Origin of the sequence: Leptolyngbya sp. NK1-12, assembly GCF_032598965.1 — a bacterium.
Lineage (GTDB): Bacteria > Cyanobacteriota > Cyanobacteriia > Elainellales > Elainellaceae > Elainella.
In genome coordinates this window covers 255,123-277,231 of record NZ_CP053586.1, presented here as the reverse complement: position 1 = coordinate 277,231, position 22,109 = coordinate 255,123, and the positions used below count along the sequence as shown (strand labels likewise).

The following is a 22,109-nucleotide window of genomic DNA, read 5'->3' as shown; positions in this document are numbered from 1 at the left end:
ACGGGTGGGGGGTTGGGGGACATTGCAACACGTTTGATACGTTTCAAACATTCTCTTATGGGATTCTAGTCAAAATTCATTCGCCACCGGAATTCGGCCTTGACGGGCCGCAGCAACTAGTTGGTCGTGGTCTCGTTCGGTTTGATCGGCATAGGCTTGGGCAAATTTCACCAACGCATCGTCTAGGGCTGCGCTCGTACCCACATAGCCAGCCAGCATGGCCGCATCCCCCGAATCGGCATGAGCCAACGCCAGCGCCCAGCCACAAAGTTCGCAATAATCGGGCAGAGCAGCGAGACGGAACTTGCCGGGTTCCAGCTTGACGCCGCCCTTCATATCCCGCAATTGGCGAATGTAGTAGTGAATGCCCTGCAATGTACCCCAGCCCAGAAAAATATCGGGTGCTCCCTGAATGAGCCGCTGTCCGACCACCACCCGCTGCCCTTGATGATCGTCCGGCAATCGGTCGTCATGCTGCACCTGGGCATAGGGAGCCAATACCGACGGCTGCGCCTCTTTTATTTGCAGAAATAGCGGATCATTGTGGTCTTTGCCCTCCAGATACACGACCCAGCAGCGCGTTCCCACACTGCCCACGCCCACTACTTTGCGAGCCACGTCCAAAATGCGATAGCGCGACAGCAAAAAGCGCCGCTCGGCGTTAAGAGAGTTCAGGTAATCCTGCATCAAGGGAGCAATCACCTCGGTGATGGGCCGCCCGTCCTGATCGGTTTCCATCCGCATCACCAGCGGCGGCGATTCGATAATGTGGTGTTGTTGATCGACCAGGTTGGTCATTTTTTCCAGCACCTGGAGGTGGTTGCGATTGCGCGCTTTTAGGAACAGCCGACTGGCCCGCTGACGCGACTCATCCGGTAACTTCTGGAGCAACTCGTCTTCTTTGATGTGGGTGTACCACAGCTCCAGATAGCCCATTTCGGCATATTCTTGCAAATGCTGCCGGTAGGACTGCACCACGGACCGCACTGCCGCCTCACACAGCACCCGATCTGCTCCTAAAAAGCGTCCGGCTACCACCGCACTCGCCACTAGGCGCTTTAGATCCCACTCCCAAGCGCCGGGATGGGTTTCGTCGAAATCGTTGATGGCAAACATCAGGTTGCGCTCAGCAGAGGCAAACACGCCAAAGTTCGACAGGTGCATATCACCGCATGCCTGCACGATTAGACCGGTGGTGGGAGCTGGGGCAATGTCCCGAATCATAATGGCAGCGGCACCGCGCAGGAAGGCAAACGGAGACGTTAACATGCGGGCATAGCGGATTGGCACCAGATCCGGCAGGCGGGTTTGGGCTTGAGCTTCCAGAATAGCGACTGGGTCTTCGCGGTTGGCCGCAGGCGGGTAGATGCCATGCTCGGAGCGTTTCACGGTTTGGCGCAAGGCTTTTCCAGCAGCTAACCGTTCTGCCACCGTCAGTGGCTGAGGCAAATTGGGCGTAGCGATGTCATGATCTGGGGCTTGAATTGCAATCATTTAGAAATCATTCAGATAAGTCATTCAACTTAATTAAAACTAAGATCAGGGTGTTGTCACCGCCCTCCAGGCGACAACCCCTCCTTTGGGTTTCATATTTAATTATGTTGTTCTACTTAACATTAGTTAGGCTATTTCAATATCACTTTCACTCTGGCGATTAATTTCAGCCAAGCTCTGGCTCGACACCTCACGAAAAAACACCGGCGCATTCAGCAATCGTTTGTAGGCACGATAGCGCTCATACAGTTCCAGATCGGTAAAGAAAAACAGCGAGACGGCTTCCCATAGAAACACCCAGCCGCCGATGAATATCCCTTCAGCCAAGAGTGAGGTTAACATGGTTTCTCCGAACCGAGCGGGGAAGATTTGCCCTGCCCATAAAAACACAAACCCAAGCAGAACATAGCGCACTAAGCGGAACTGAGTTTTTTTCAGCTCTTTTCTGAGCAGATACATTTTGAAGGCAATACTGTTCCTGATCCCATGTCGTGCAGCCTGCTCTAGCGCCTCATTGCGGCTGCCGGCAGGCATGAGAAACATCAACTCAATCGGATGGCGCAGAGGAATTTCCTCGGAACTACCTTTTAAGTAAAGCTCCAGATCAGGATCGAGGGATCGTCGCTTAAAAGGAGCTGGATCCCACTCATCAAAGATATCGGCGTATTGATCCAACCCCACCTCGATGATGTAGCAATTGGTGACTGGGTCGAGTTTGTAAATCTCACTGAATATGCTATTGCTCTTCTTCATGAAAGTTTGGGCGTTGGTCAAACCGAGTTGATGCACCTGATTCACAAGTTTGATCGATGCTTTTTCCCGTGCTCTGCTCAGGCACTAGTGACCGCCCGCCGTGCCGCCATTGCCGCCACCAGTAACGAGATGCCACTCAGCAGCAGACTGATACCCACATACAAACCAATCAGCCAAAGAGAGCTATCAGGCCAGCGATTCAGCACCAGGATGCCTAAGATCAAAGTCACAATTCCGTTCAGCGCCACCAGCCAAGACATGCGATGACCGGCCCGGTTGGTAAAGGCCATGATGATGGTGAAAATTCCTTCCACGATGAACAGAATGCCGAAAGCAAAGGTTAAGGCTACTACCGCCGCTCCCAAGTTGAACAGGATGTAAATACCGGCAATCACATAGGCAATGCCAACCAATAAATTCAGCCAAAAGCCTCTGAGTGGGCGAGATTGAAATGCCTCTACAATCATCACGGCACCGCTAATGATTGCGATCCAAGCCATGACAGAGGTAAAAAAGGCAGACGCGATCCCTGGCAGCAGAATCGCTATCACGCCCAGAATAATTAAACCGATGCTGAGGGCAATTACCCAGCCTGTTGCTTTTCTGATCTGAACTTCAGGTTGAAAATCAGTCGTCATAAATTCACCTCGTTATGTTTAGACAGTTCAGCTATCAATTAACAACTATCAATCAACCAATCAACTGAGTATGGGTTAAATCGCTAGCGATAACTGCAAAAGGCTAGCTCAGCTATTTGCCTACTCTAGATTTTGCCAATAGCTGCTTCACAATTGCGGACTACTAGACCCGAAACGCAATGATCTTCGGCATTTATCTCTAGTAGATCTCTTTAGTACATTTAATAGTACACCCCTGCATTCTATACATATTTTCTTAAGTTAAAGAATACGTCAAGAACATGGATGAGCGAGCGAATTACACACAAAATTTCAACTTCCCGAGCTTTCACACGACTCAATTGACTGTGACTCAGTTGACATTGAGTTGGGCCTAAACTACTACAAAACTACTACAGAGGCAAAGTTTACGCAACGTTACAGATTATTTGATTGCTTACCTACGAGATCGGATAGTGGTATCTTTTGCGGTAATATTCTTTGATTGCTGATGAAACTACGGTTCTGTAGCTGCCCTATAATAGGGGCTTGAATAGTGGCTCGATTGTCAGGGGAAATGCCTTGGCACGTATCTGCTTAGTAGGTTTTTAGGCGTCTACAGCAGGTGATCTGAGGCACGCAATTGAGGAACAAAAAGTAACTCAAAATGGCAGCAGTAGCAGAAGATCTGAAACCAGAAACGATAAAGTGTTTAGACTAGAAAGCTGAAAAAATGCTGAGCAAATTTGAGCACGCTCAAGTTTAATCTAATTAGGCATTAGCCAGGTAACAAGTAATTACAGCCTTTTTCAGGCTAGTGAAGTACGAAAAACGGGGTGCAGGGGCACTGCCTCTGCGTGGGAGCGAAGCCCACACACCCCCAATACCTCACATGAGTGAAAAACGCTGTATCTATCCATCATTTCATTCTTTCGAGAAACCACAATGTTTAAGCAAGTTGGTGTTTGGACTGGAATTACAGCCGCCGTGATCGGAGTTGCGTTGGCTCCTCAAGGCTATGCGCAAATCAACGAGCAGGAATTTCAAATGGGGCGTGCTCGAGAAGCTTGCAGAAACCAGGCAGAACAGCAGCGCCTCACGGTTAACCAAGTTGTTTCTACCATGCCCATCTCTGGCAGTGGCGGGCAAATGATTGGTTCCGATGTGATTCTGAATGTCAGCCGGGGCGGGAACACCTACGATGTTCGCTGCACCTATGACAATGCTTCTCGATCGGCAACCATTGCCAATTTACCCAACCCAAACGGTTCGGGTAATTCAACAACGGTGCCAACCGAAGGTTCGTTTGAAGGTCGAGGGCTAGCCAGCGGTTCGGTGTTTGGCAACGAGCGGGAAACTGATGCAATGCTGAGTTTTAACAGCACGAATAACTTCAGCTTTTCATTGGCCGTTCCCCCCGGCACCGGAGCGCAGGTAAACTACAGCGGACGAATTCGGAGTACGCGCAGTACAGGGGCTAACAGCTTTGTGTTGCGAGGACAGGTGCAACGGTTTGCCTCTTCAGCCAATAACTTAGAGGTGATCAATGCCACTGGCACCTGCGAAATTGAAGTGTTTGATGCACGGGTGATTTCTTCTACCTGCAATACAAGGGCGCGGGATAGTGCAACCCGCTTTGCCGGATTAAAGCAGTTCTAGTTGAGGCAGTTCTGATATTCGGGAGATCCACATGACTAGTGACTCTGAAGCAGAGAGCAGGAATCGAGCCAAACGCTCCAAACTAGAAATACTCGTGGGTGGTCTACTAGCGCTTTTGGGGCTGGTGGCTATTGCTCGCCCAACCTATGCAACGATTGCCTCAACGGTGGTGTTTGGCTGGATCTTTATGCTGGCGGGGCTGGATCTGCTAGTCTACGCGGTGCGATCGCCACGAGGTCAGTTGCTCTGGAGGCTACTGCTGGGGCTGCTTTGTCTGGGCGCGGGCATTTTGGTGTTGTCTAACGTGTTTAAAGGCGCACTTGCGCTGACGCTGCTGCTAGGAATTACGATTTTCCTGATCGGAGTCGTGCAGGTGATTCTCGCCTTCTGGATTCGTCCGGCTACTCGTTGGACTTGGGTACTGCTTAGCGGACTGCTGGGAATTATGGTCGGCATTTTCATCTGGTCCGCTTGGCCGCTACGGGCCGATTGGATCATCGGGTTTTGGATCGGGGTGAGTTTTATCGGCCAAGGCATTTGGATGATGGGGCTTGCCGTCCCTCATCGGTAGGTTCTGGCTAAGTCCTGAATAAGCAACGTCATGAACTAACGCCTTCTGCCAGCTGCCATTTTAGCTGCCGTGCCGCAATCGCATTCATTTCAAAACCAACTGGAGAATTCAAATCAGGTTTCTAGCTGATATTCTCCTGATTATCGTATGGTATTTGGTTAAACAATTCACTCCTCACAGCACTCTACAGTAACTCTGCTTCGTATCCCATCTCGGTGCATAGCCACCCATCCACTCATCTACTCCTCTACTCATTTACTCATTTACTCATCCACCCAACTCAGTACGGTTGTACAGAATTTGCAACAGCCGGGAGCCAGGTTCATTCAACGCATCGCGGGTGATCGTTGCCACTTCGCCAGCTACACTCACGTTGTACTCAGCTACCACATCGCCGAACGAGTTGCGCTGAATTGCCACGAGCTGACCGGGCGTTACTTTGTCCTGCAGATCGACCAGCATTTCCAGGTAGCCGCCAGTCGTGGCTCGAATTGTTTCAAAGGCATTGCCAAAGAAAGTACCCACTTCTTTCGAGGTGCGACCCAACGGTCCCGACATCACCTGGTAATGTTTCAGTACATTCAGGCTGCCTTCAACAGCCATCGCAATCTTGTTTCGATCAAACCCACGAGGACCGCCAATCTCAACAGTCAGAACCGGGATGCCCGCCTGCACAAAGGCCATTTCCAGCGAACCGTCCTCGCCTGGATCATCCTTGATCTGCTCGGCTGGGAATAGTTCAGCCAGTTGTCGGATTTCTGGTCGGCGGAGGTCAGCAAAGATAAACATCGTGAAATCACCGCCCGTGGAGGCTGTGTGGTAATCCAGCGCGATATCAACATTCGGTTTGAACAGCCGATTCCAGACCAGACCCGCATGGCGAGTGGGAGTATCATCGCCCGTCTCATTGCCTGGCCAGACCCGATTCAGGTCGATCAGGGAACCGCCTTTTTGAGCCACCGGCCACTGGCGCTGCGTGTACTCCTTAGCGGGGCGAGCAAGGTCATAGACCGCCATCACTGTGCCGGCCATTTGGGTTGGATCAAGAGCGGCCATGACCTGCTGTGCCGCTTTGACTGGGCTTAACTCATCACCATGCACACCTGCCGTTAGCGCGATGCGTTTACCAGCTCGTATCCCTTTGGCAACCATGACCGGCACATACCAGTGCTGGCCTGTGCCCATCTGCACGCCCTGAAAGAAGAAGCGATGCTGACCGGGTTCAAGGTCGTTGACATTTAACTGACTGATCACCGGCACTTTCTGGATGATATCGCCCGTGTAGACCGTCTGCGGCAGCTGTGTTTCCGGCTGAATCAGAGTTGTCATGATTGCCTGCCTCTTACACCAACGGTTGATGCGTGTTTAGATTAAAGCGATAGCCGTGGGGCAAAATATGCAGCTTAACGTCACACAGGGCAATCGGCTCATCTTTGAGCAAGCCTTCCAGATTGTTGTGGGTGGCGGTGGTTTCATCCACAACGGTGATGCTGCCCCGGCCCACGACGGTAAACTCGTCGCCATTGACAATAATTGCCGTGTCTTCATCAATGCCCAAACCCAACACAGCAGGTTGCAGCACCAGAGCGGCTAGCAGACGACCGAGGCGGCCCCGTTGAGCAAAGTGCTGATCGATCACAACGCCAGGTAAAAAGCCCATGCCAGGACCCATGCTGACCGCATCGACGCTGGGATTCGAGACCGACGCGCCGCCGACAATCATCTCATCGGGCATCATGGCTGCCCCTGCACTCGTTCCACCAATCACGACGCCTTCCTCGTGCCGTCTGTGAATCGCCTGATCCAGTGGCGTACCGCGAATAAAGTCCACAATCCGGGACTGATCGCCCCCAGTGAAGAAGATGCCGGTCGCCTGTTCGATGATGCGGAGTGAGTCTTCGCGTCTGGAGTCTTCCCGGTCTTCAGTGTGTACAGCCTCGACGGAATCAGCCCCCAACCGCTTAAAAATGCGAATATAGTCATCTCCGACTTCTTTGGGCATGCTGGTAGCTGCCGTCATGACCGCAATCCGAGCCTGCAACCCGCCTGCTAAGCGCAGGAACTCCCGCAGAACGATGCACTCACCGTCCCTATCTTCAGCGCCGCCAATGATGACCAAAGGCCCCCGCGCCGTATCAGTACCCATAATTGTTGCTCCTAGTGGTTGTCTACCTTCGCTAGTTTATGGACTGGTTATAGTAGCGAAACTGGCTGAGCAGTGCTTCAGCTTGAACGTGATGCTCGCAATCCAGCAACAATTCTTCTAATACTTGTTGGGTGAAGGTTACTAGATTTCGAGCAGACGCATAATCGCGTTCATAAAGACTTTGTAGCGCTTGATTTAAAGCATGGGACGCTGCTTCAATCCGCTCAATTTGAAATGAATCATTCCTAAACCAGTCATCGCTATGCATGACGAAGCATAAGTATTAAAAGGATTTAGCCTTCAGCCTAAATTAAAAACATATGAAACTGATAAGACCTGTTTTGCGCAGCGCCTACACTGCCTCATTGACTTGCGATTCACCGGCCTTTCGATTCACCTACTTTCTCGCCATCGCGGAATCAGCCATGGGCTGGTATGTCTGGGGCTGCCCCAGTTCCTGCCTTAGCTCGGCCAACAGTCGCGAAAACCGATCGGCAACTCGCGCTTGTTGGCTGAGTCTAGTTTCCAACAAACGTTCAATTGCTCGTGCAATATCGGAAGCTTTGCTACAGCCAAACGTTCCCAAACCGCCGGCCAGCTTGTGAGCCTCGGTGCGGGCGACCTTTTGTTGCTGCAAATTACAACCATCGGCATGGAACAGCAAGGCTGTCGCTTCTAGTACAGCAAGCCGCTGCTCTAGCGAGCCGTAGAACCGTTCAGCAATCTGCTGAATCGCCGTTTTTCCGCGCTGCTGCCTCATCTCTGAAGGGAAGTTGATTTCGGCCAAGGATGGCGTCTCCCGCTGATTTTCCCTAGGACTGGTTGTAGCATGACCCAATTCAGATTTCTCTTCGGTCTTTTCTTCGGTCTTTTCTTCGGGTACAGGTGCCGTTTTTAACCGATATCCTAAGCCATACACCGTTTCGATTAGATCCGCTGTCATTCCCGCCGACTTCAACCGCTGCCGCAAATCCTTGATCAAATTAGTGACAGCCCCCTCCACCGGGGTTTCCTCCATGGGCCACATGTGATCGATGATGGCGCTGCGGCTGAGAATCCGTTGGGGGTGACGCAGAAACAGCTCCAGCAGGCTGTATTCTTTAGGTCGGAGCGAAATCACCTGCTGATGGTAGGTAACTTGCGCTAAGGCTGGATCCAAGCAAAGCGGTCCCCAGGTTAAAACCGGCGAGGGTGAAACCATGCCACTGCGCCGCAGCAGCGCCCGCACTCTAGCCAAAAGCTGAGACGATTCACAGGACTTGGCTAAATAGTCATCTGCACCTGCATCTAGTCCAGTCACCACATCATCATTCGAATCTTTTGTAGTCAGGATCAAGATTGGCGTTTGGCAGCCTTGCGCCCGGAGTCGGCGGCAGACTTCGATGCCGTTCAGGGTTGGCAGCAATACATCCAAAAGAATCAGATCATAATTCCAGCGAGTAGCCAACTCCAACCCCACCGAGCCATCTGTGACAGTATCCACCGCGTAACGATGAGCTGAAAGGGTGGCTGAAAGCACTTGACCGGTGTATTCGTCATCTTCTACTAAAAGAATTTTCATTACGCACCTTCCTCGGTAAACCTAGCTCAATTTGCCAGCTGCGTCTGTGCAGGATTACCAATGGGTTAGCAATCATGCTTATTGTTATGCTTCTTAATCTATTGGCTTTTTACTCGTCGTTTACTTTTACTTGTCGCTTACTTTTACTTGTCGTTACTTTTATTTGTCGTTTACTTTTATTTGTCGTTTACAAAGACATTAAAGGTAGGACTATAGTGTATCTCCAGTGTATCTTCTCTATGAATTAGACCATACGCAAACGTTAAACCCTACTTTAAGTGACGAGTGAAAGGAGAATAAAAAGCGATCTTTCTCAAAAAGACCCAGCCTAATGTCAGATTTGTCTAAGATCTCAGTTCTTAAGATTTCATCTTTAAGATCTTTATCTCAGAAGCTGTTTGAAAAGCCCCCTACATCCCCCAATCTGGGAGACCTCAAACTGTCGCTGTTCAGAACTCCCCATCAGTGAGGGGTTCTAGCTCTGTGGGCATCCCAGGAAAGGAAGCTACCGTGTACACAGATCTCGATCGCGAATCAATGCAAGGGGTCGATCCCCCTACATCCCCCTTATCAAGGGGGACTTCAATTCCTGATTAGTAGATGCTGCGCACAGACTTCGCCTCCGGTTCCCCCCTTTCCTTAAGGGGGGTTAGGGGGGATCTTCGACTTGTGTGGACACCGTAGGGAAAGGAGATGGGTCCAGACGACAAAACCCTTTCCAAACAGCTTTTTAATGGATATGGGGACTATAACCAAGTCAGCAGAACAGCTAGCAGCCTCATTATATGGCATCGCTGTGAAAGGGCAATACCCAGATGTGTTAAACAATACAAACGTCTTATCCAAATCACCCACACGGCTCTGCTTAGGGTAGAGACAGTGGCCCTGCCCCCGATTTGACTAATCGCTGAAGTTGCCGACTTTCCAGTTCTAGAATCCGGCGGGCAAAATTTGGATCGTGTTCCAGCAGATCGTCAACAGCATCTATGGATAGAGCCAGGATGCGGGTGTTGGGACTATCAGCCAGAATCGTATTTTCAGAGGTGCTGTGGGTCAGAACCTCCAGCTCATCCAAGAGCTGCCCCGGCTGGAGGCGTTCGATACGCACCCCATCGGTTAACTGGTAGCGAATCTTGGCCTCCCCTTCGATCAGCAGCAGCAATTCCCGGCAGGTATCGCCTGCTTCGGTGATCAGATCATTCGTGGCATAGGTCCGCACCTCGGCCCGCTCGCCTAGCGCTATCAGGGTGTGGGGTTGGATTGGATCAAAGAAATTACTGTTGGACAGGTAAACCAGTTTTTCCAAGCTGGGAAAGGCGGTAAGCGGCGGTGAAGGCGGCAAGGCCAGCAATTGCTCTGCGGTGGATTGCACCAGCGGCGAATCGGGCATTTGACTCAGGTTCCGAGCAATTGTCTGGGCGCGTTCTGGATCGAGTTGGGCGATTAGGTATAGGGCCGCCGCCTGCGCTACGGGATTATAGTGTTGCAGCAGGTGTTCTAGGTGGCTCAGGGCTTCTGAGGTCGAAGGTTCGACAGACAGCGGCGGAGCCGTCGGTTGGGACAACAGCTCCAGGATCTGGGGTGCTAGCCGGTCTGGCCAGGGTTCGCGCTGGATTGATGTGGCTACCCGTTGGGGCGAACGCTGGTGTAAGGACTGCGCTAGAGCAACGGTCTGGGCATCGTTGGGAAGCGTCGCCAGAATATCCAGCACCGATTGCACAATCAGCTCCTGCTTACGCTGAGCGGCTTTTTGCAGCAGGGTTACGGGTGGATGCGCCTGCAAAGCCGGATGCGCCAGTGCCCGCTCACAGGCCAGCCATTCGTCGAGTTGAGCCAATAGCCGTTCGGCTTTTTGCAAATTACCCGTCTCGCCGGGAAGTCCACTCAAGATCCACGCTTCTTCTTGAGGGGTAATCGAGTACTCGCGCCGCAAGGCCCGCACTGTGGTGGAATCCTGGGGTGAGGGTTCAAATTCAGTCAGGCCGGGCTGTTGCTGCAATCGCATTAACCGCTCTAGCGATTTCTGGTAGCCGCTCAAGCGAATCTGATTTTCCAGAGACCGCTGCCGGTTAGGATCGAGCAGTTGCGGATCTTCGATCCCTAGTTCCTCCAGCACTTCGCGGTGTTCGTCGTCAGAAATATCTAGCTCGTGCCGCATTTGCTGCAACACTTCCAGGCTGCTGGAATAGCTGACGTAGCCTTCTTCTAATGCTTCGCGCAGCACACCTTTGTAGACTTCATGCCGTTTCTGGCGCGTAAACCCAGGCAAAACTCTCGCCAGTACATAAACTTCATTGGCATCGAGGTCATCGATTGACCGACCTTCTAGATACTGGGACAGATCGAGCTGTAAGCGCCCTAGCTGTTTGCGGAAGCGGCTAGCCAGGTTCTCCCGTCCATAGAGATCGGGTTGGCGTCGCCAGCTTTTTTGTAACCAGAGGGTGCTGAGGAACAAAACGCTGACATCGAATCCGTACTGCACCCAGGCAGGCGTCAGTTGCAGCAGTGGACGACCGGCGAAAAAGAAAAAGAAATTAAAAATACCAAAGGTGCAAACAACAAAGATGCGATGGCGAATCAGATCGGGATTGAGATTGGGACGCCGCTGCCGACTATAGGACTTGAGCTGCGTTTCCACCCAACGGCCAACTCCATAGCCCGCCAGCGTAAATCCCCCCAACACCAGCGGCACTGCAACTAATTTAGGAATGTTGATCGGCTGTCCGGCGATATACAGCCCCGGACTCATCAAAGCGGCGAGCTGATTGGGGTCGCGATTCCAGACGCCGGAAAAGTAATAATCCCAGTTGCCAGCATAGAGATAGTAGTACAGAAAATAGCCAATTACCAGGCCGACGTAACCATAGCGAATTACCGATTCCTCGGGTCGATTCAGGCCATCCCAGTAGGTACGCTCGGAGTCGATATCAAAACAGGGACTCTGGCAGGCAACACAGGCGCTTTGCTCATTGCCATCGGGCAATACAGTGCGGCACATGGATTGGGTAATGCGCTGATCGCTCATGTGGGCCTTGCTACCTAGCAGCCCCCTGGGTTCGCTGAAAATGGTTTGCACCGGAGCCATCGGGCAGAAGTATTGACACCAGGATTTGCCGCCATAGAAGTAACCCACCGCAATCGCAACGGCAATTGTAAATAGCAACCACAGACCCAGCACCAGCCGATCGGCATTGAAAAACAGGATGCGTCCGCACAGTCCGACAAACAGCCAGCCAAATTGCACATAGGCATAATTGCGGCCCAACCAGGAATCAGGCTTTACCTTAGCCAACTCATAGCGCACCTTGCCATTGGCGCTTTCTCGCTTGAATTGACGCTGCCAGCCCAGCGCACGGGGAATTTGAGACAAAAACGACAAAGGACAAATCCGCCGCCATAGTTCATGCCCAAACACCAGCAGAATCAAGATACCAGAGGGCACAATCGCGCCCCAAAATAAGGTGGCTCCGATCGGGTAGGGCTGCTCCTCGACACATTGGCCCTGCACCGGCACACACTCACCAGTCAGCCGCAGCGGACTCCAGGGATGCTCGGGTGCGGTGAGGGCAGCGGTCCAGGGGTCATAGAACAACGAGGCAATCACCAGCAGCCATCCAACCGTCAGGATCCAGCGAATCCAATGCATTTGGCGTTCTGGCACTTGTGCAACCATAACAACTCACCACATGCCTCGAACGGTTTGATTCGTGAAGCGCAGCACGCCCGATGTCTGATCCGTTTGGTAGAAAATCGTCAACTGGCCTTGATCATCGAGTTCATAGCGCTGTGCGCCTTGCAGAGCGGTTAAATACCGGGTTTCCTGGTCCATGATTGACTGTTCACAGGCTTTGAACGTGGAGGCTAACGGGCTAACCTGCAACTGGTTTCCTTCAGTGTCGAAGCTGCCTGTAAACCGATTGCAGCCGCCCGATCCGGAAATCCGATCGCCAGCAAACTCGACGGTGAGTTCACCAGCCGGAACCATTGGAGTGGGAGTTGGATCCTCGGTCATGTTGGCCAGCCGCCAGTTTCCGGCGAGAGCAGTGGATTGAGCCATCAGCAGGGGAGGTTGTTCCAATACAGGTAGGGCGCTTGCCATGTTTGCCACAGAAATTCCGCTTAGCCCAACTATCAAAGCCAGGATCGGACGGGTCAAATGCTGACTGAAGCGGCAATGGAATAAAGGGCTATCGTTCATGGTGTGTATTAGTATTTCTTCAGTTAGTTTCTTCAGTTAGTGTTACTCAGGTTAACTCGCTGACTTCACTCCCAGTGATCAATTTACAGGAGCCGAGCATCAGCGTTATGTTTTTCCTTAATTAATTCAGAATTGCTCTAATCCTAAAAACCGAGTCGAGCTGTCGGAAGTGGCCGTATTGCAGTTGCTTGAGATCACCCGCGCGTCGAATACTTCAATTTGGCAGGTGCCGGTGGTGGTATTGAGCACGCGCAGATTGCCGGACGAGTTGAAACTCCGCACCCGTGTCCGCAGAGTAAAGCTGTTAGCAGCGTCATCAGACCGGCGCATGATTACGCCGCGATACTGGACTCTTGCTCCTGTAGGAGCTGGTTCCGCCAATTCTAGACCAAAGTTATCGCCCTCAATTGTCAGAGCGACGTTGGCAGTACGGCCTCTGGTAAAGGTAGCCCCATGAGCCACACCACGCCCCTGGAAGGTGCCGGATGCCGGACGGGACGCGGTCGTGCCTGAGCCACTTCCTGTCGATGGGATGCTGGCAATGGTGGCGGTTCTGGTAGCGTTGTCGAAGCTACAGCGAACATCGTAGGTTTCCCCACCACGACTCACGTTCAAAATCACCTCGGAGCCGATCATCCGCCCACCGCTGCCGGTCACTGGGGTGGTGGAAACGACATTGTTGACAGTGAGTAACTGTTGCTGAGCTTGAGTAGCACAGGCTTCACGAGCACGCCCCATCTGAAATTCTTCGCTGCTAATTTGAGCCATGGCATGGGGTGAAGCTAGGCTCCCTGCGCCGAGCAAGGCTGCCAATCCAAGCGAAAGTTGAATTTGCTTTAACATACTTTGAACATCCTCTGCAATAACTTTGAAATAAGTGCAGATTTGCACCTCTGATTGCCTTCAAAATCATCTCAGCTATGACTGTCTTAAGCCTAATTTTGTTCCGCCACTGCCAACGCTGTAATTATACAATTCGTTTCCAATAACGCCCATCAGAACAGGCAATAGAATCAAGCCGACCATGTCTCTCGAAAATCAGCGTATAGGGTGAGGCCACCGTCAATGAATAGGGTTTGTCCCGTGATGTAGGCGGCTTCATCTGAGGCTAAGAACGCGGTTGCGGCTGCCATCTCCTCGGATGTTCCAGGCCGTCCCATCGGAATGTGGCTTTCCACTACGGCTCGCTGTTCTGGATCGTCTGTCCAAGCTTCGTTGATTGGGGTGATAGTGGCTCCAGGGGCGATTGCATTGACCCGAATTCCCTGATTGGCATACTCCAAGGCTAGGGTTTTCGTCAGGTTTTCCATGCCGCCCTTGCTGATGGAATAGCTGAGGTATCTCGGACGAGGAATGACTTCGTGAACGCTGGAAACATTGATGATTACACCCGGACGCTGTTGGGCGAGAAACTGCTTGATCGTTTCACGAGCGCAGATAAACGCCCCCCGTAAATTGACGGAGAGTACCCAGTCGAATTCATCGGTCGGGACTTCGTGGGAAGCATGTTCGGTTTGAACGCCAGCATTGTTGATCAGAATATCCAGGCTGCCAAATTGCTCGGTTACACGGTGCATGATTCGGAGAATATCTTCTTCTTTGGAGACATCCCCTTGCACTAACAGGGTTTGTATATTGCCATATCCGGCTTCACTAGCCCGCTGTAGCGCCGTTGTCTCGGTTTCCTTAGCGGCTTCTGGTTTGCTGCGGTAGTTAATCGCAATGTTGCAGCCTTCTTGAGCCAGACGAATGGCGATCGCCTGGCCGATGCCGGAACTAGCTCCGGTAATCAACGCATTTTTCCCAGCTAATCCTTTCATGCTGATTGTTCTCCAAAATACCACTCCTCATTTAAGCGGAGCTGACGCTCCATCGCATCCAACTCATGATTGATCAGAAATGAGCCTGCCTCAATGTCACTGTGTCTCAATGTCACTTTTGTTGGCTGAAATTTACTGCAACTCAATCTTGCTCAGCCAAGAATGAGCAAGTTGGTAGCCCAGCCGTATGAGTCTCCATCCGAAACAAATCACCCGCTAAAAAGCCCTGCTGAATTTCTTTCTGGCTCAGCCCTACCGATGCGGTGGTGATGTACAAATGGCTCAGATCTGGCCCGCCAAAGGTGACGCTAGTTGGCCGCTGCACCGGCATCGCGATTCGAAACTTTTCCTGGCCGCTGGAGTCGAAGCAAGCGACCTGCCAGCCATTCCACAGGGCCGACCACAGGTTTCCCTCCCGGTCAATCGTCAAGCCATCGGGTTCTACCTCTTCTTGGCTCAGGTCTACCAAAACGCGGCGGTTGCCAATAGTCCCGGTTTCAGCATCAAAATCATAGGCGTAGATGGTTTTGGCTGGTGCTGAGTCGGTCAGGTAAAAGGTGGTTCCGTCTGGACTCCAGCCCAACCCGTTCGAAATGGTCAGCCCGGTCTCCATCACCTGAAACGATCCATCGGGGTCATAGCGATAGAGGGCAGCCTGCCCGGTTGCCTGACTCACCGAGCCGATCCAAAACCGCCCCTGGGCATCGCATTTACCGTCGTTAAACCGTGTGTCGGGATGGGGAAACTCAACCGTATACAGCGTGGTGACTTCGCCGGTTGACAGATCCAGCAAGGCAAGACGATTTTGCAGGGCGACCAGCAAACGATTGCGGCCCGCCAAAACAAGAGCGCTGACTACATCACCCGTATCAAAATAACGGTCTTGTCCACTGGCAGGGTCAAACTGGTGCACTCGGTGATTGTAGGCATCGACCCAGAACAACTGCTGACCATCGGCATCCCAGACCGGACACTCGCCCAGGCGGGCACGGGCAACCAGCACAGCTTTGACAGATTGACTCATGACATTAAGCCCATGACATTAAACTCGATATCTTGCCACTTCTCCAGGAGACATGGTATCCAGCACGACTTCTGGTGTCACGTAGCCCAGCGCTTGAATCAGGCGAGCCACGCAGCCCGTCCATCCGGTTTGATGGCTGGCACCAATTCCGGCTCCGCTATCACCATGGAAATATTCATAGAACAGAATCAGATCGCGCCAGTGGGGATCGGTCTGAAACTTCTCAGCTCCGCCATACACCGGACGCCGGCCCGATTCGTCCTTGAGAAAAATACTTACCAACCGTTCAGTGATGCAGCGAGTCACCTCGTACAGCGACATATACTTACCAGACCCAGTGGGATACTCAACCGTGAAGGAATCGCCATAGTAGGTATAGAGTTGCAGCAATGATCGCAGCAGCAGCAGATTGACCGGCATCCAGATCGGGCCGCGCCAGTTGGAGTTGCCGCCGAACATCCCAGACGTAGAATCGCCAGGAACATACCCCACCTTATACTCCTGTCCACCGTAATGGAAGCGGTAGGGGTGCTCTAGGTGATAGCGCGACAGAGAACGAATGCCGTAATCGCTGAGGAATTCGGATTCATCCAGCATTCTGGAAAGCACACGGCGCAGCTTCGCCTCGTTCAAGATCGACAGCATCAGGCGGCCTCGCTCACCCGGCTGACTGGGCAGATGGATGTTGTGGGTCAGCTCAGGATGCTGCATGATAAACTTCTGGGCTACTTCTCTAAAATTGGGCAGTTTCGCAAAGGCTTCTTGCGGAAACACGGAAACGGCCATGAGCGACAATAACCCCACCAACGAGCGCACTTTTAAGCGAGTGGAGTGGCCATCTGGAAAGTGGAGCACATCGTAGAAGAAGCCATCTTCTTCATCCCACAATTCATCGTGGTGTTCTCCAATCCGGTCCATTGCACCCGCGATCCACATTGTGTGTTCAAAGAACTTGATCGCAAAGTCTTCGTAGAGCGGATCGTGTAGGGCCAGCTCGATCGCAATCTGGAACATCCGTTGGCTAAAGAACACCATCCAGGCTGTACCGTCTGCCTGATCCAGATAGCCGCCCGTCGGCAGCGGCGAACTGCGGTCAAACACGCCGATGTTATCTAGCCCCAGAAATCCACCCTGGAACAGATTGTTGCCGCCTTCATCTTTGCGGTTTACCCACCAGGTGAAGTTGATCAACAGCTTAGAAAAGGCGTATTTGAGGAACTCAATATCACCCTCGCCCTTATTGACCTCCCGATCACGGGTGTAGATTTCCCAAGTAGCAAAGGCATGCACCGGCGGGTTGACATCGCCAAAGTTCCATTCATAGGCCGGGATTTGGCCGTTGGGATGCAGATAGTCTTCCCGCAGCATCAGCATCAGCTGATGTTTCGCAAAGGCTGGATCGATCAGGCTGATCGGAATCACATGAAAGGCCAGATCCCACGCCGCGTACCAGGGATATTCCCACTTGTCTGGCATCGAAATAATGTCGTCGTTATGCATATGGAACCAGTCGCTGTTCCGCACATACTTGCGCTGAGAGGAGGGCGTCCAGGGAGTAATGCCGCGTTCCCGTAGCCATTGATCCAGGTCGTAGTAGAAGTATTGTTTCGTCCACATCATTCCGGCCAACGCTTGCCGCATGACGTTGGTACGATCCGGATCGGTCAGAACCAGTGGCGGAATCACGGTCTCATAGAATTCATCGGCTTCCTTCAGCCGCGCTGCAAAGGTTTGGTCAAAGCCGATGCCGAAGGGATCTCCCATTTGAGTGGGTTCATACTTAGTGAGGCGCAAGCGGATCACCTGGGTTTCTCCGGGTCCGATGGTCAGCTCGTAATGGGGAGCAACCTTGGTGCCGGCACTGTGGGGATTGACGGCATCCAGTTGCCCTTGGACTACGTAATTGTTGATGCCATCTTTGGTGTAGAGATTGGCGTTGGTTGTACCAAAAATCCGCTGATTGTTCGTTTCATTCTCCGTAAACAGCAGCGGCACAAGACTATCACAGTAGAAATAATAGTCTTTTATGTAATGATCCAATAACGTATCGTTTATATGGGCATATACGGCACTGTTGCCCATTCCCTCAACCTTGGTCAATACCGGTTTGGCTCCGCCATCGGTCCAAGACCAGGTATTGCGAAACCAGAGCGTCGGCAGCACATGAATCGGGGCCGCTTCTGGACCGCGGTTGGCAATGCTGATTTTGATCAACACATCTTCGGCGTCGGCTTTGGCGTATTCGACGAACACATCAAAGTAGCGATCCTCATCAAAGATGCCCGTGTCTAACAGCTCGTACTCCAACTCATAGCGACTGCGGTTGCGGTTCGTTTCTACCAGATCTCGGTAAGGAAACTCATTCTGAGGGTATTTGTAGAGATACTTCATGTACGAGTGAGTAGGCGTACTGTCCAGGTAGAAGTAGTATTCCTTGACATCTTCCCCGTGGTTGCCTTCGCTGTTGGTCAACCCAAACAGCCGCTCTTTCAAAATCGGATCGCTGCCGTTCCAGAGCGCTAGCGCAAAGCAGAGCAGGTTGTGATTGTCGGTGATGCCACCCAGTCCATCTTCGCCCCAGCGGTAGGCGCGTGATCGGGCATGGTCATGGGGAAAATAATTCCAGGCATTGCCATCTGTACTGTAATCCTCGCGCACCGTACCCCACTGGCGTTCACTCAGATAGGGACCCCATTTGTACCAATCAACCTGACCACGACGGGTTTGCTCTAGCCGCTGCTGCTCTGTGCTCATGGATGGCTCCTAAATCCGGAAATATGTAAATGAATCAGAATAGAAACAGGACTCAATCGGTCAGATTGGGCTGTAATTAAAAGATTTAAGTCATACTCGATCTCGTGTTGCGTCATTCGACAACTGGTTCCGAATGGCCCAGGGGATCATCAGCATCCAACCGCCCGCCAGTATGAAGCTAATTCCAGTGAAAACCCCTAATAACCAAAAGGCGTTAGAGGGCCAGCGATATAAAATCAAGATTCCGAGCACAACCGCAACTATTCCGCTCAGAAGCATCCAACCCCAATTTAGGGCCGGACGCATGGATAGGGCCGCAATCACCTCGACGATTCCCTGGATCAAGATTGCCCATCCCAACGCTAAGGTTAGGGTGAGTTGTGCTCCAAAGATGTTGCTCAGTAACAAAATCCCAGTCACGATATAAAGAATGCCAACCAGAAGCCGCAGCCAAAAGCCCTGCTGCTGACGAGATTGCAGTGCATAGACCACTCGCATCAACCCGGCTAGCAAGAAAAACCACGAGAGCAGACGAGCAACGGCAAGGGTGGCAATAAAGGGTTCAATGATTGCGGCGATTCCTAGTAAAATCATCAAAATCCCCAGACCCATCATCCAACTCAAGCTTCGCCTGACCTGATTCACAATTCTAGTTTGCATCGCCAGTGCTCCAGTTCTCTCACGGCTACTCTCAAGGCTATATTAGGCTAACTGCTGTTGTTGGACAAAATGAATACCATTAGAGTTAGAGCCGATTTAGGGCCAATCGCTTAATACACAAATCGATCCATCCCCCACCTATAGCCTGACCATATCCAGAAAATATCGGCCTCTGTCATTACTCTGGGTGGCAATCCTGATGCGATAGGTCCCCGGACTCAAGGTAGTAGTAATGGCGTCGATTTGGGTGGGATTCACGGTAACGCTGTTTATCCGTCTCAGATTACGATCATTCAAGAGATCCACAACCATGCGCCGATTACCAGAGCGAGGGTTGGAGAACTGATTGCCTACATAGATCCGCAGCCGATTGCGGCTAGACAAACTGAACCGAAAAACATCCGGAAAATCGCGCCTAACGCTGCCAGAAGAGCTGAAAACTTGGCTAAATTCCCCAATTTCTAGCCGAGAGCGAGTTCCAAAACTAGATAATCTTGATGATTCCGTTACAGCCTGAGCCAACGGTCGATTCCCCTTCGTCAAAAGAGCCGAGCTTGACTTTAAGCTCCCCTGCAGCGCCTCAATCATTTGGTTTTGATCTCTTACTCTATAAATAATTAAAAACGAGAAACCTCAATTGGTTGTTGATGAACTGATACCGTCAACTAAAATTAGCCAACTCACAGTATCCAACTAATATTGACTAATATTGACTAACTGATATCAGTGTGATGTCAAGTGCCATGCCAATAAAAACTCAATCGATACAATAAATGGCTCATCCAAAGACGAAACGAAACATAGAGTTATATCAATAAGAAAGGGAGGCCGTGACTATGGTGTAGCCCCCCTCAAGGGGAGTAGATGTTAGCTTATTCGAGCACTCTGAGCATGATGAGAGTTATTAGATGCTACTGAGACTTGTTCGCCTCTTAGCTTAGAGCAACAAAATATGAAACTCATATGAACTTGCCTAAACAGCTTGCCTGTACGCATGTTCATTTGAATCATACCCATCGACCTCTCTATACCTCTGCCCCAAAGTCTTCCCGCAACTTGGCTTCCTGCTCAGTAGACAGGTTGGATTGGATCAGTTCACCGCGTTCCTCAGGGGCGAATGCTGCTTCCACTTTATCGAGCGTTACCTGTCCAGTCAGCAGAAATAGGGCAGACGTACCCTCGGTGACTTTGCTTTGCAGCTCCTTGATGAAATCATCGTTGATGCCATAGTCGGTAAACCGACCGGCCACAGCTCCGGCTGTAGCTCCCACGATTGCTCCCAGCAACGGCACGAAAAAGATCAGACCAAATAACATGCCCCAGAAGGCACCACCCAGCGCTCCTGCTCCCACCGTGCTCATGGCCTGATAGGTTTTAGGCCGCTTACGCCCCTGGGGCCAACTGACAATTGCCGCATCGAGCACCTGGATTAGCTGCTGTTTTTGCAAGCTTTCTAGTTTTGTCAAAGCTTTGTCTGCACCATCAACCGTGTTGAATTTCCAGACTGTTAAGGTTGACATAATTTCCTCCTTAATCTTGTCTTAAGCAAATATAAGAGAACATTACAGCTTCGCACATTCTATACGAGAAACGTGCTTTTGGTAGTGCTAAGACAAACACTTGTGACGAGCTATAGAAATCACTGATCGGGGCACTAAGAGTATCTCATTAATTGCGAAATGACAAGCCTGTCCGACAGCTATAGTGTTTGCTAGAAGAGATGTTGTGGACGTACGAAGCGCGTCCACAACAATATCATCCTAACTGTCGCGGCGACAGCTATATATAACAGTGCCGTTCAATCCATCAAGACTGGAGATGAAGCATCAGCGAAAGAGAAATGAAATAGTTTTTTCACAAGCAAGTTACAAGGTATTACATAGATTTAGAACAGATTTAGAACAGATTTAGAACAGATTTAGAGCTTGATCCAGAATTCTACCTTGAACCCTGAACCGGTCATCTGTGCAGCTGGTTTGCTTTGACTAATTGACAGGTTTTGCCATCTCTCGCAGGGTAGTATCAATACCATAAGAACGGTTGATTACCTCAGTTGAGGTCAGAAATGGAATGATAATGCGGTTTTCAGCAATGGCAATGGGGGCATTGAGTACAATGCGCTCGCCGAGTCGAATCGGAGTTAGGGCTTGGGCGGCTCCATCCACATCCAACACCGCAGTGAGATAGGTCGCTACCGCTTTACCGTCTGGATCGAGAGCAACGCCAAAGATGACCGCAGCATCGTCCTGCCCATCGCCATCCAAATCTCCAAACGCCAACCAGCCTCGCTCGTTCACCAGCTCAACGATAAATTGCCCATCTTGCTGGGCATAGCGGCCATTCTCCAACGCCACAGTCGTGAAGGTAGGATTGGGATCCAGACTGGTAGGGACAGTAAAGGTGCCATCTTGCAGCGTTTGCCAACGGTCACACCAAACTTGCTTGTCTGGAGTAAATACCTCGCGAGTGAGACAGTTATGCCAAACCAGTTCGGTTTCAGCCTCTGCCGGTTCTAACGCAACGCTGGCCAAAATTACTATTTCTAAACTCAACCCAAGTCCCCAACCGCAGGTTCGCAGAAACCGCTTTAGAAAATCTGGTTTAATCATCGTTGAACTCATGGTTAGTCAATTCACACCATAGCAATCCTATATCAGTTGGCAGACTTGTCAGAATAACAGAATAAAAGGCCATCAGTTATTGGTCATTTGGCTCCAAATAGCTTTTGACTCCTAATATCAAATCCGACTAAACGCCCTAATAAATGCCGCGTTGTACGGGCGTTTCGGCGAAACGCCTCTACGCCAACTCTGGCTGATCAACCGGATTTGATATGACTCCTCAGCTTCCCC

General features: G+C 51.3%; 19 protein-coding genes. 2 read left to right on the top strand and 17 right to left on the bottom strand.

Going from position 1 to position 22,109, the window contains the following annotated elements; all coding sequences use genetic code 11:
• Positions 1-69: 69 nt before the first annotated feature.
• The 3 genes from HJG54_RS00800 to HJG54_RS00790 all read right to left on the bottom strand — a co-directional run bounded on the left by HJG54_RS00800 (position 70) and on the right by HJG54_RS00790 (position 2,885).
• Entirely contained in the window at positions 70-1,494 is a 1,425-nt protein-coding gene (locus HJG54_RS00800) for a DUF2252 domain-containing protein (RefSeq protein ID WP_316432797.1), read from the bottom strand.
• Between the two features lie 126 nt (positions 1,495-1,620).
• A complete protein-coding gene (locus HJG54_RS00795) occupies positions 1,621-2,247 on the bottom strand; it encodes a hypothetical protein (protein ID WP_316432796.1) in 627 nt (208 codons plus the stop codon).
• Between the two features lie 77 nt (positions 2,248-2,324).
• Positions 2,325-2,885, bottom strand: a complete 561-nt coding sequence (locus HJG54_RS00790; RefSeq protein ID WP_036000818.1) for an HdeD family acid-resistance protein — start codon at positions 2,883-2,885, stop codon at positions 2,325-2,327.
• Positions 2,886-3,809: 924 nt separating this feature from the next.
• Here HJG54_RS00790 and HJG54_RS00785 point away from each other — a divergent pair.
• Both HJG54_RS00785 and HJG54_RS00780 read left to right on the top strand, forming a co-directional pair.
• Positions 3,810-4,523, top strand: a complete 714-nt coding sequence (locus HJG54_RS00785; protein ID WP_316432795.1) for a hypothetical protein — start codon at positions 3,810-3,812, stop codon at positions 4,521-4,523.
• 31 nt (positions 4,524-4,554) lie between these two features.
• The gene (locus HJG54_RS00780) at positions 4,555-5,094 is read left to right on the top strand and encodes a DUF308 domain-containing protein (protein ID WP_316432794.1); all 540 of its coding nucleotides are present in this window, start codon (positions 4,555-4,557) and stop codon (positions 5,092-5,094) included.
• 267 nt (positions 5,095-5,361) lie between these two features.
• Here the strand turns inward: HJG54_RS00780 and HJG54_RS00775 are convergent, their stop codons facing one another.
• The 14 genes from HJG54_RS00775 to HJG54_RS00710 form a co-directional block, all read right to left on the bottom strand.
• Complete coding sequence (locus HJG54_RS00775) at positions 5,362-6,423, bottom strand: M14 family metallopeptidase (RefSeq protein ID WP_316432793.1); 1,062 nt, start codon at positions 6,421-6,423, stop codon at positions 5,362-5,364.
• Positions 6,424-6,436: 13 nt separating this feature from the next.
• A complete protein-coding gene (locus tag HJG54_RS00770; protein WP_316432792.1) occupies positions 6,437-7,240 on the bottom strand; it encodes a cyanophycinase in 804 nt (267 codons plus the stop codon).
• A gap of 31 nt (positions 7,241-7,271) precedes the next feature.
• A complete protein-coding gene (locus tag HJG54_RS00765; protein ID WP_316432791.1) occupies positions 7,272-7,508 on the bottom strand; it encodes a hypothetical protein in 237 nt (78 codons plus the stop codon).
• Positions 7,509-7,637: 129 nt separating this feature from the next.
• Positions 7,638-8,801, bottom strand: a complete 1,164-nt coding sequence (locus HJG54_RS00760) for a response regulator (protein ID WP_316432790.1) — start codon at positions 8,799-8,801, stop codon at positions 7,638-7,640.
• 865 nt (positions 8,802-9,666) lie between these two features.
• On the bottom strand, positions 9,667-12,474 hold the full coding sequence (locus HJG54_RS00755; RefSeq protein ID WP_316432789.1) for a cyclic nucleotide-binding domain-containing protein: 2,808 nt from the start codon (positions 12,472-12,474) through the stop codon (positions 9,667-9,669).
• A 6-nt stretch (positions 12,475-12,480) separates the two neighbouring features.
• The gene (locus tag HJG54_RS00750; protein WP_316432788.1) at positions 12,481-12,999 is read right to left on the bottom strand and encodes an META domain-containing protein; all 519 of its coding nucleotides are present in this window, start codon (positions 12,997-12,999) and stop codon (positions 12,481-12,483) included.
• A 126-nt stretch (positions 13,000-13,125) separates the two neighbouring features.
• Positions 13,126-13,842 (bottom strand): hypothetical protein, encoded by a 717-nt coding sequence (locus HJG54_RS00745; RefSeq protein WP_316432787.1) that lies wholly within the window; start codon positions 13,840-13,842, stop codon positions 13,126-13,128.
• Between the two features lie 170 nt (positions 13,843-14,012).
• A complete protein-coding gene (locus tag HJG54_RS00740) occupies positions 14,013-14,819 on the bottom strand; it encodes a glucose 1-dehydrogenase (RefSeq protein WP_316432786.1) in 807 nt (268 codons plus the stop codon).
• 142 nt (positions 14,820-14,961) lie between these two features.
• Positions 14,962-15,843, bottom strand: coding sequence for an SMP-30/gluconolactonase/LRE family protein (locus tag HJG54_RS00735; RefSeq protein WP_316432785.1), 882 nt, complete (start codon positions 15,841-15,843; stop codon positions 14,962-14,964).
• A gap of 18 nt (positions 15,844-15,861) precedes the next feature.
• A complete protein-coding gene (locus HJG54_RS00730) occupies positions 15,862-18,597 on the bottom strand; it encodes an MGH1-like glycoside hydrolase domain-containing protein (protein ID WP_316432784.1) in 2,736 nt (911 codons plus the stop codon).
• Positions 18,598-18,687: 90 nt separating this feature from the next.
• A complete protein-coding gene (locus HJG54_RS00725) occupies positions 18,688-19,257 on the bottom strand; it encodes an HdeD family acid-resistance protein (RefSeq protein ID WP_316432783.1) in 570 nt (189 codons plus the stop codon).
• A 138-nt stretch (positions 19,258-19,395) separates the two neighbouring features.
• Positions 19,396-19,779, bottom strand: a complete 384-nt coding sequence (locus HJG54_RS00720) for a hypothetical protein (RefSeq protein ID WP_316432782.1) — start codon at positions 19,777-19,779, stop codon at positions 19,396-19,398.
• 503 nt (positions 19,780-20,282) lie between these two features.
• Entirely contained in the window at positions 20,283-20,777 is a 495-nt protein-coding gene (locus tag HJG54_RS00715; RefSeq protein ID WP_316432781.1) for a DUF1269 domain-containing protein, read from the bottom strand.
• A 465-nt stretch (positions 20,778-21,242) separates the two neighbouring features.
• Positions 21,243-21,866 (bottom strand): hypothetical protein, encoded by a 624-nt coding sequence (locus tag HJG54_RS00710; RefSeq protein WP_316432780.1) that lies wholly within the window; start codon positions 21,864-21,866, stop codon positions 21,243-21,245.
• Between the last annotated feature and the right edge of the window lie 243 nt (positions 21,867-22,109).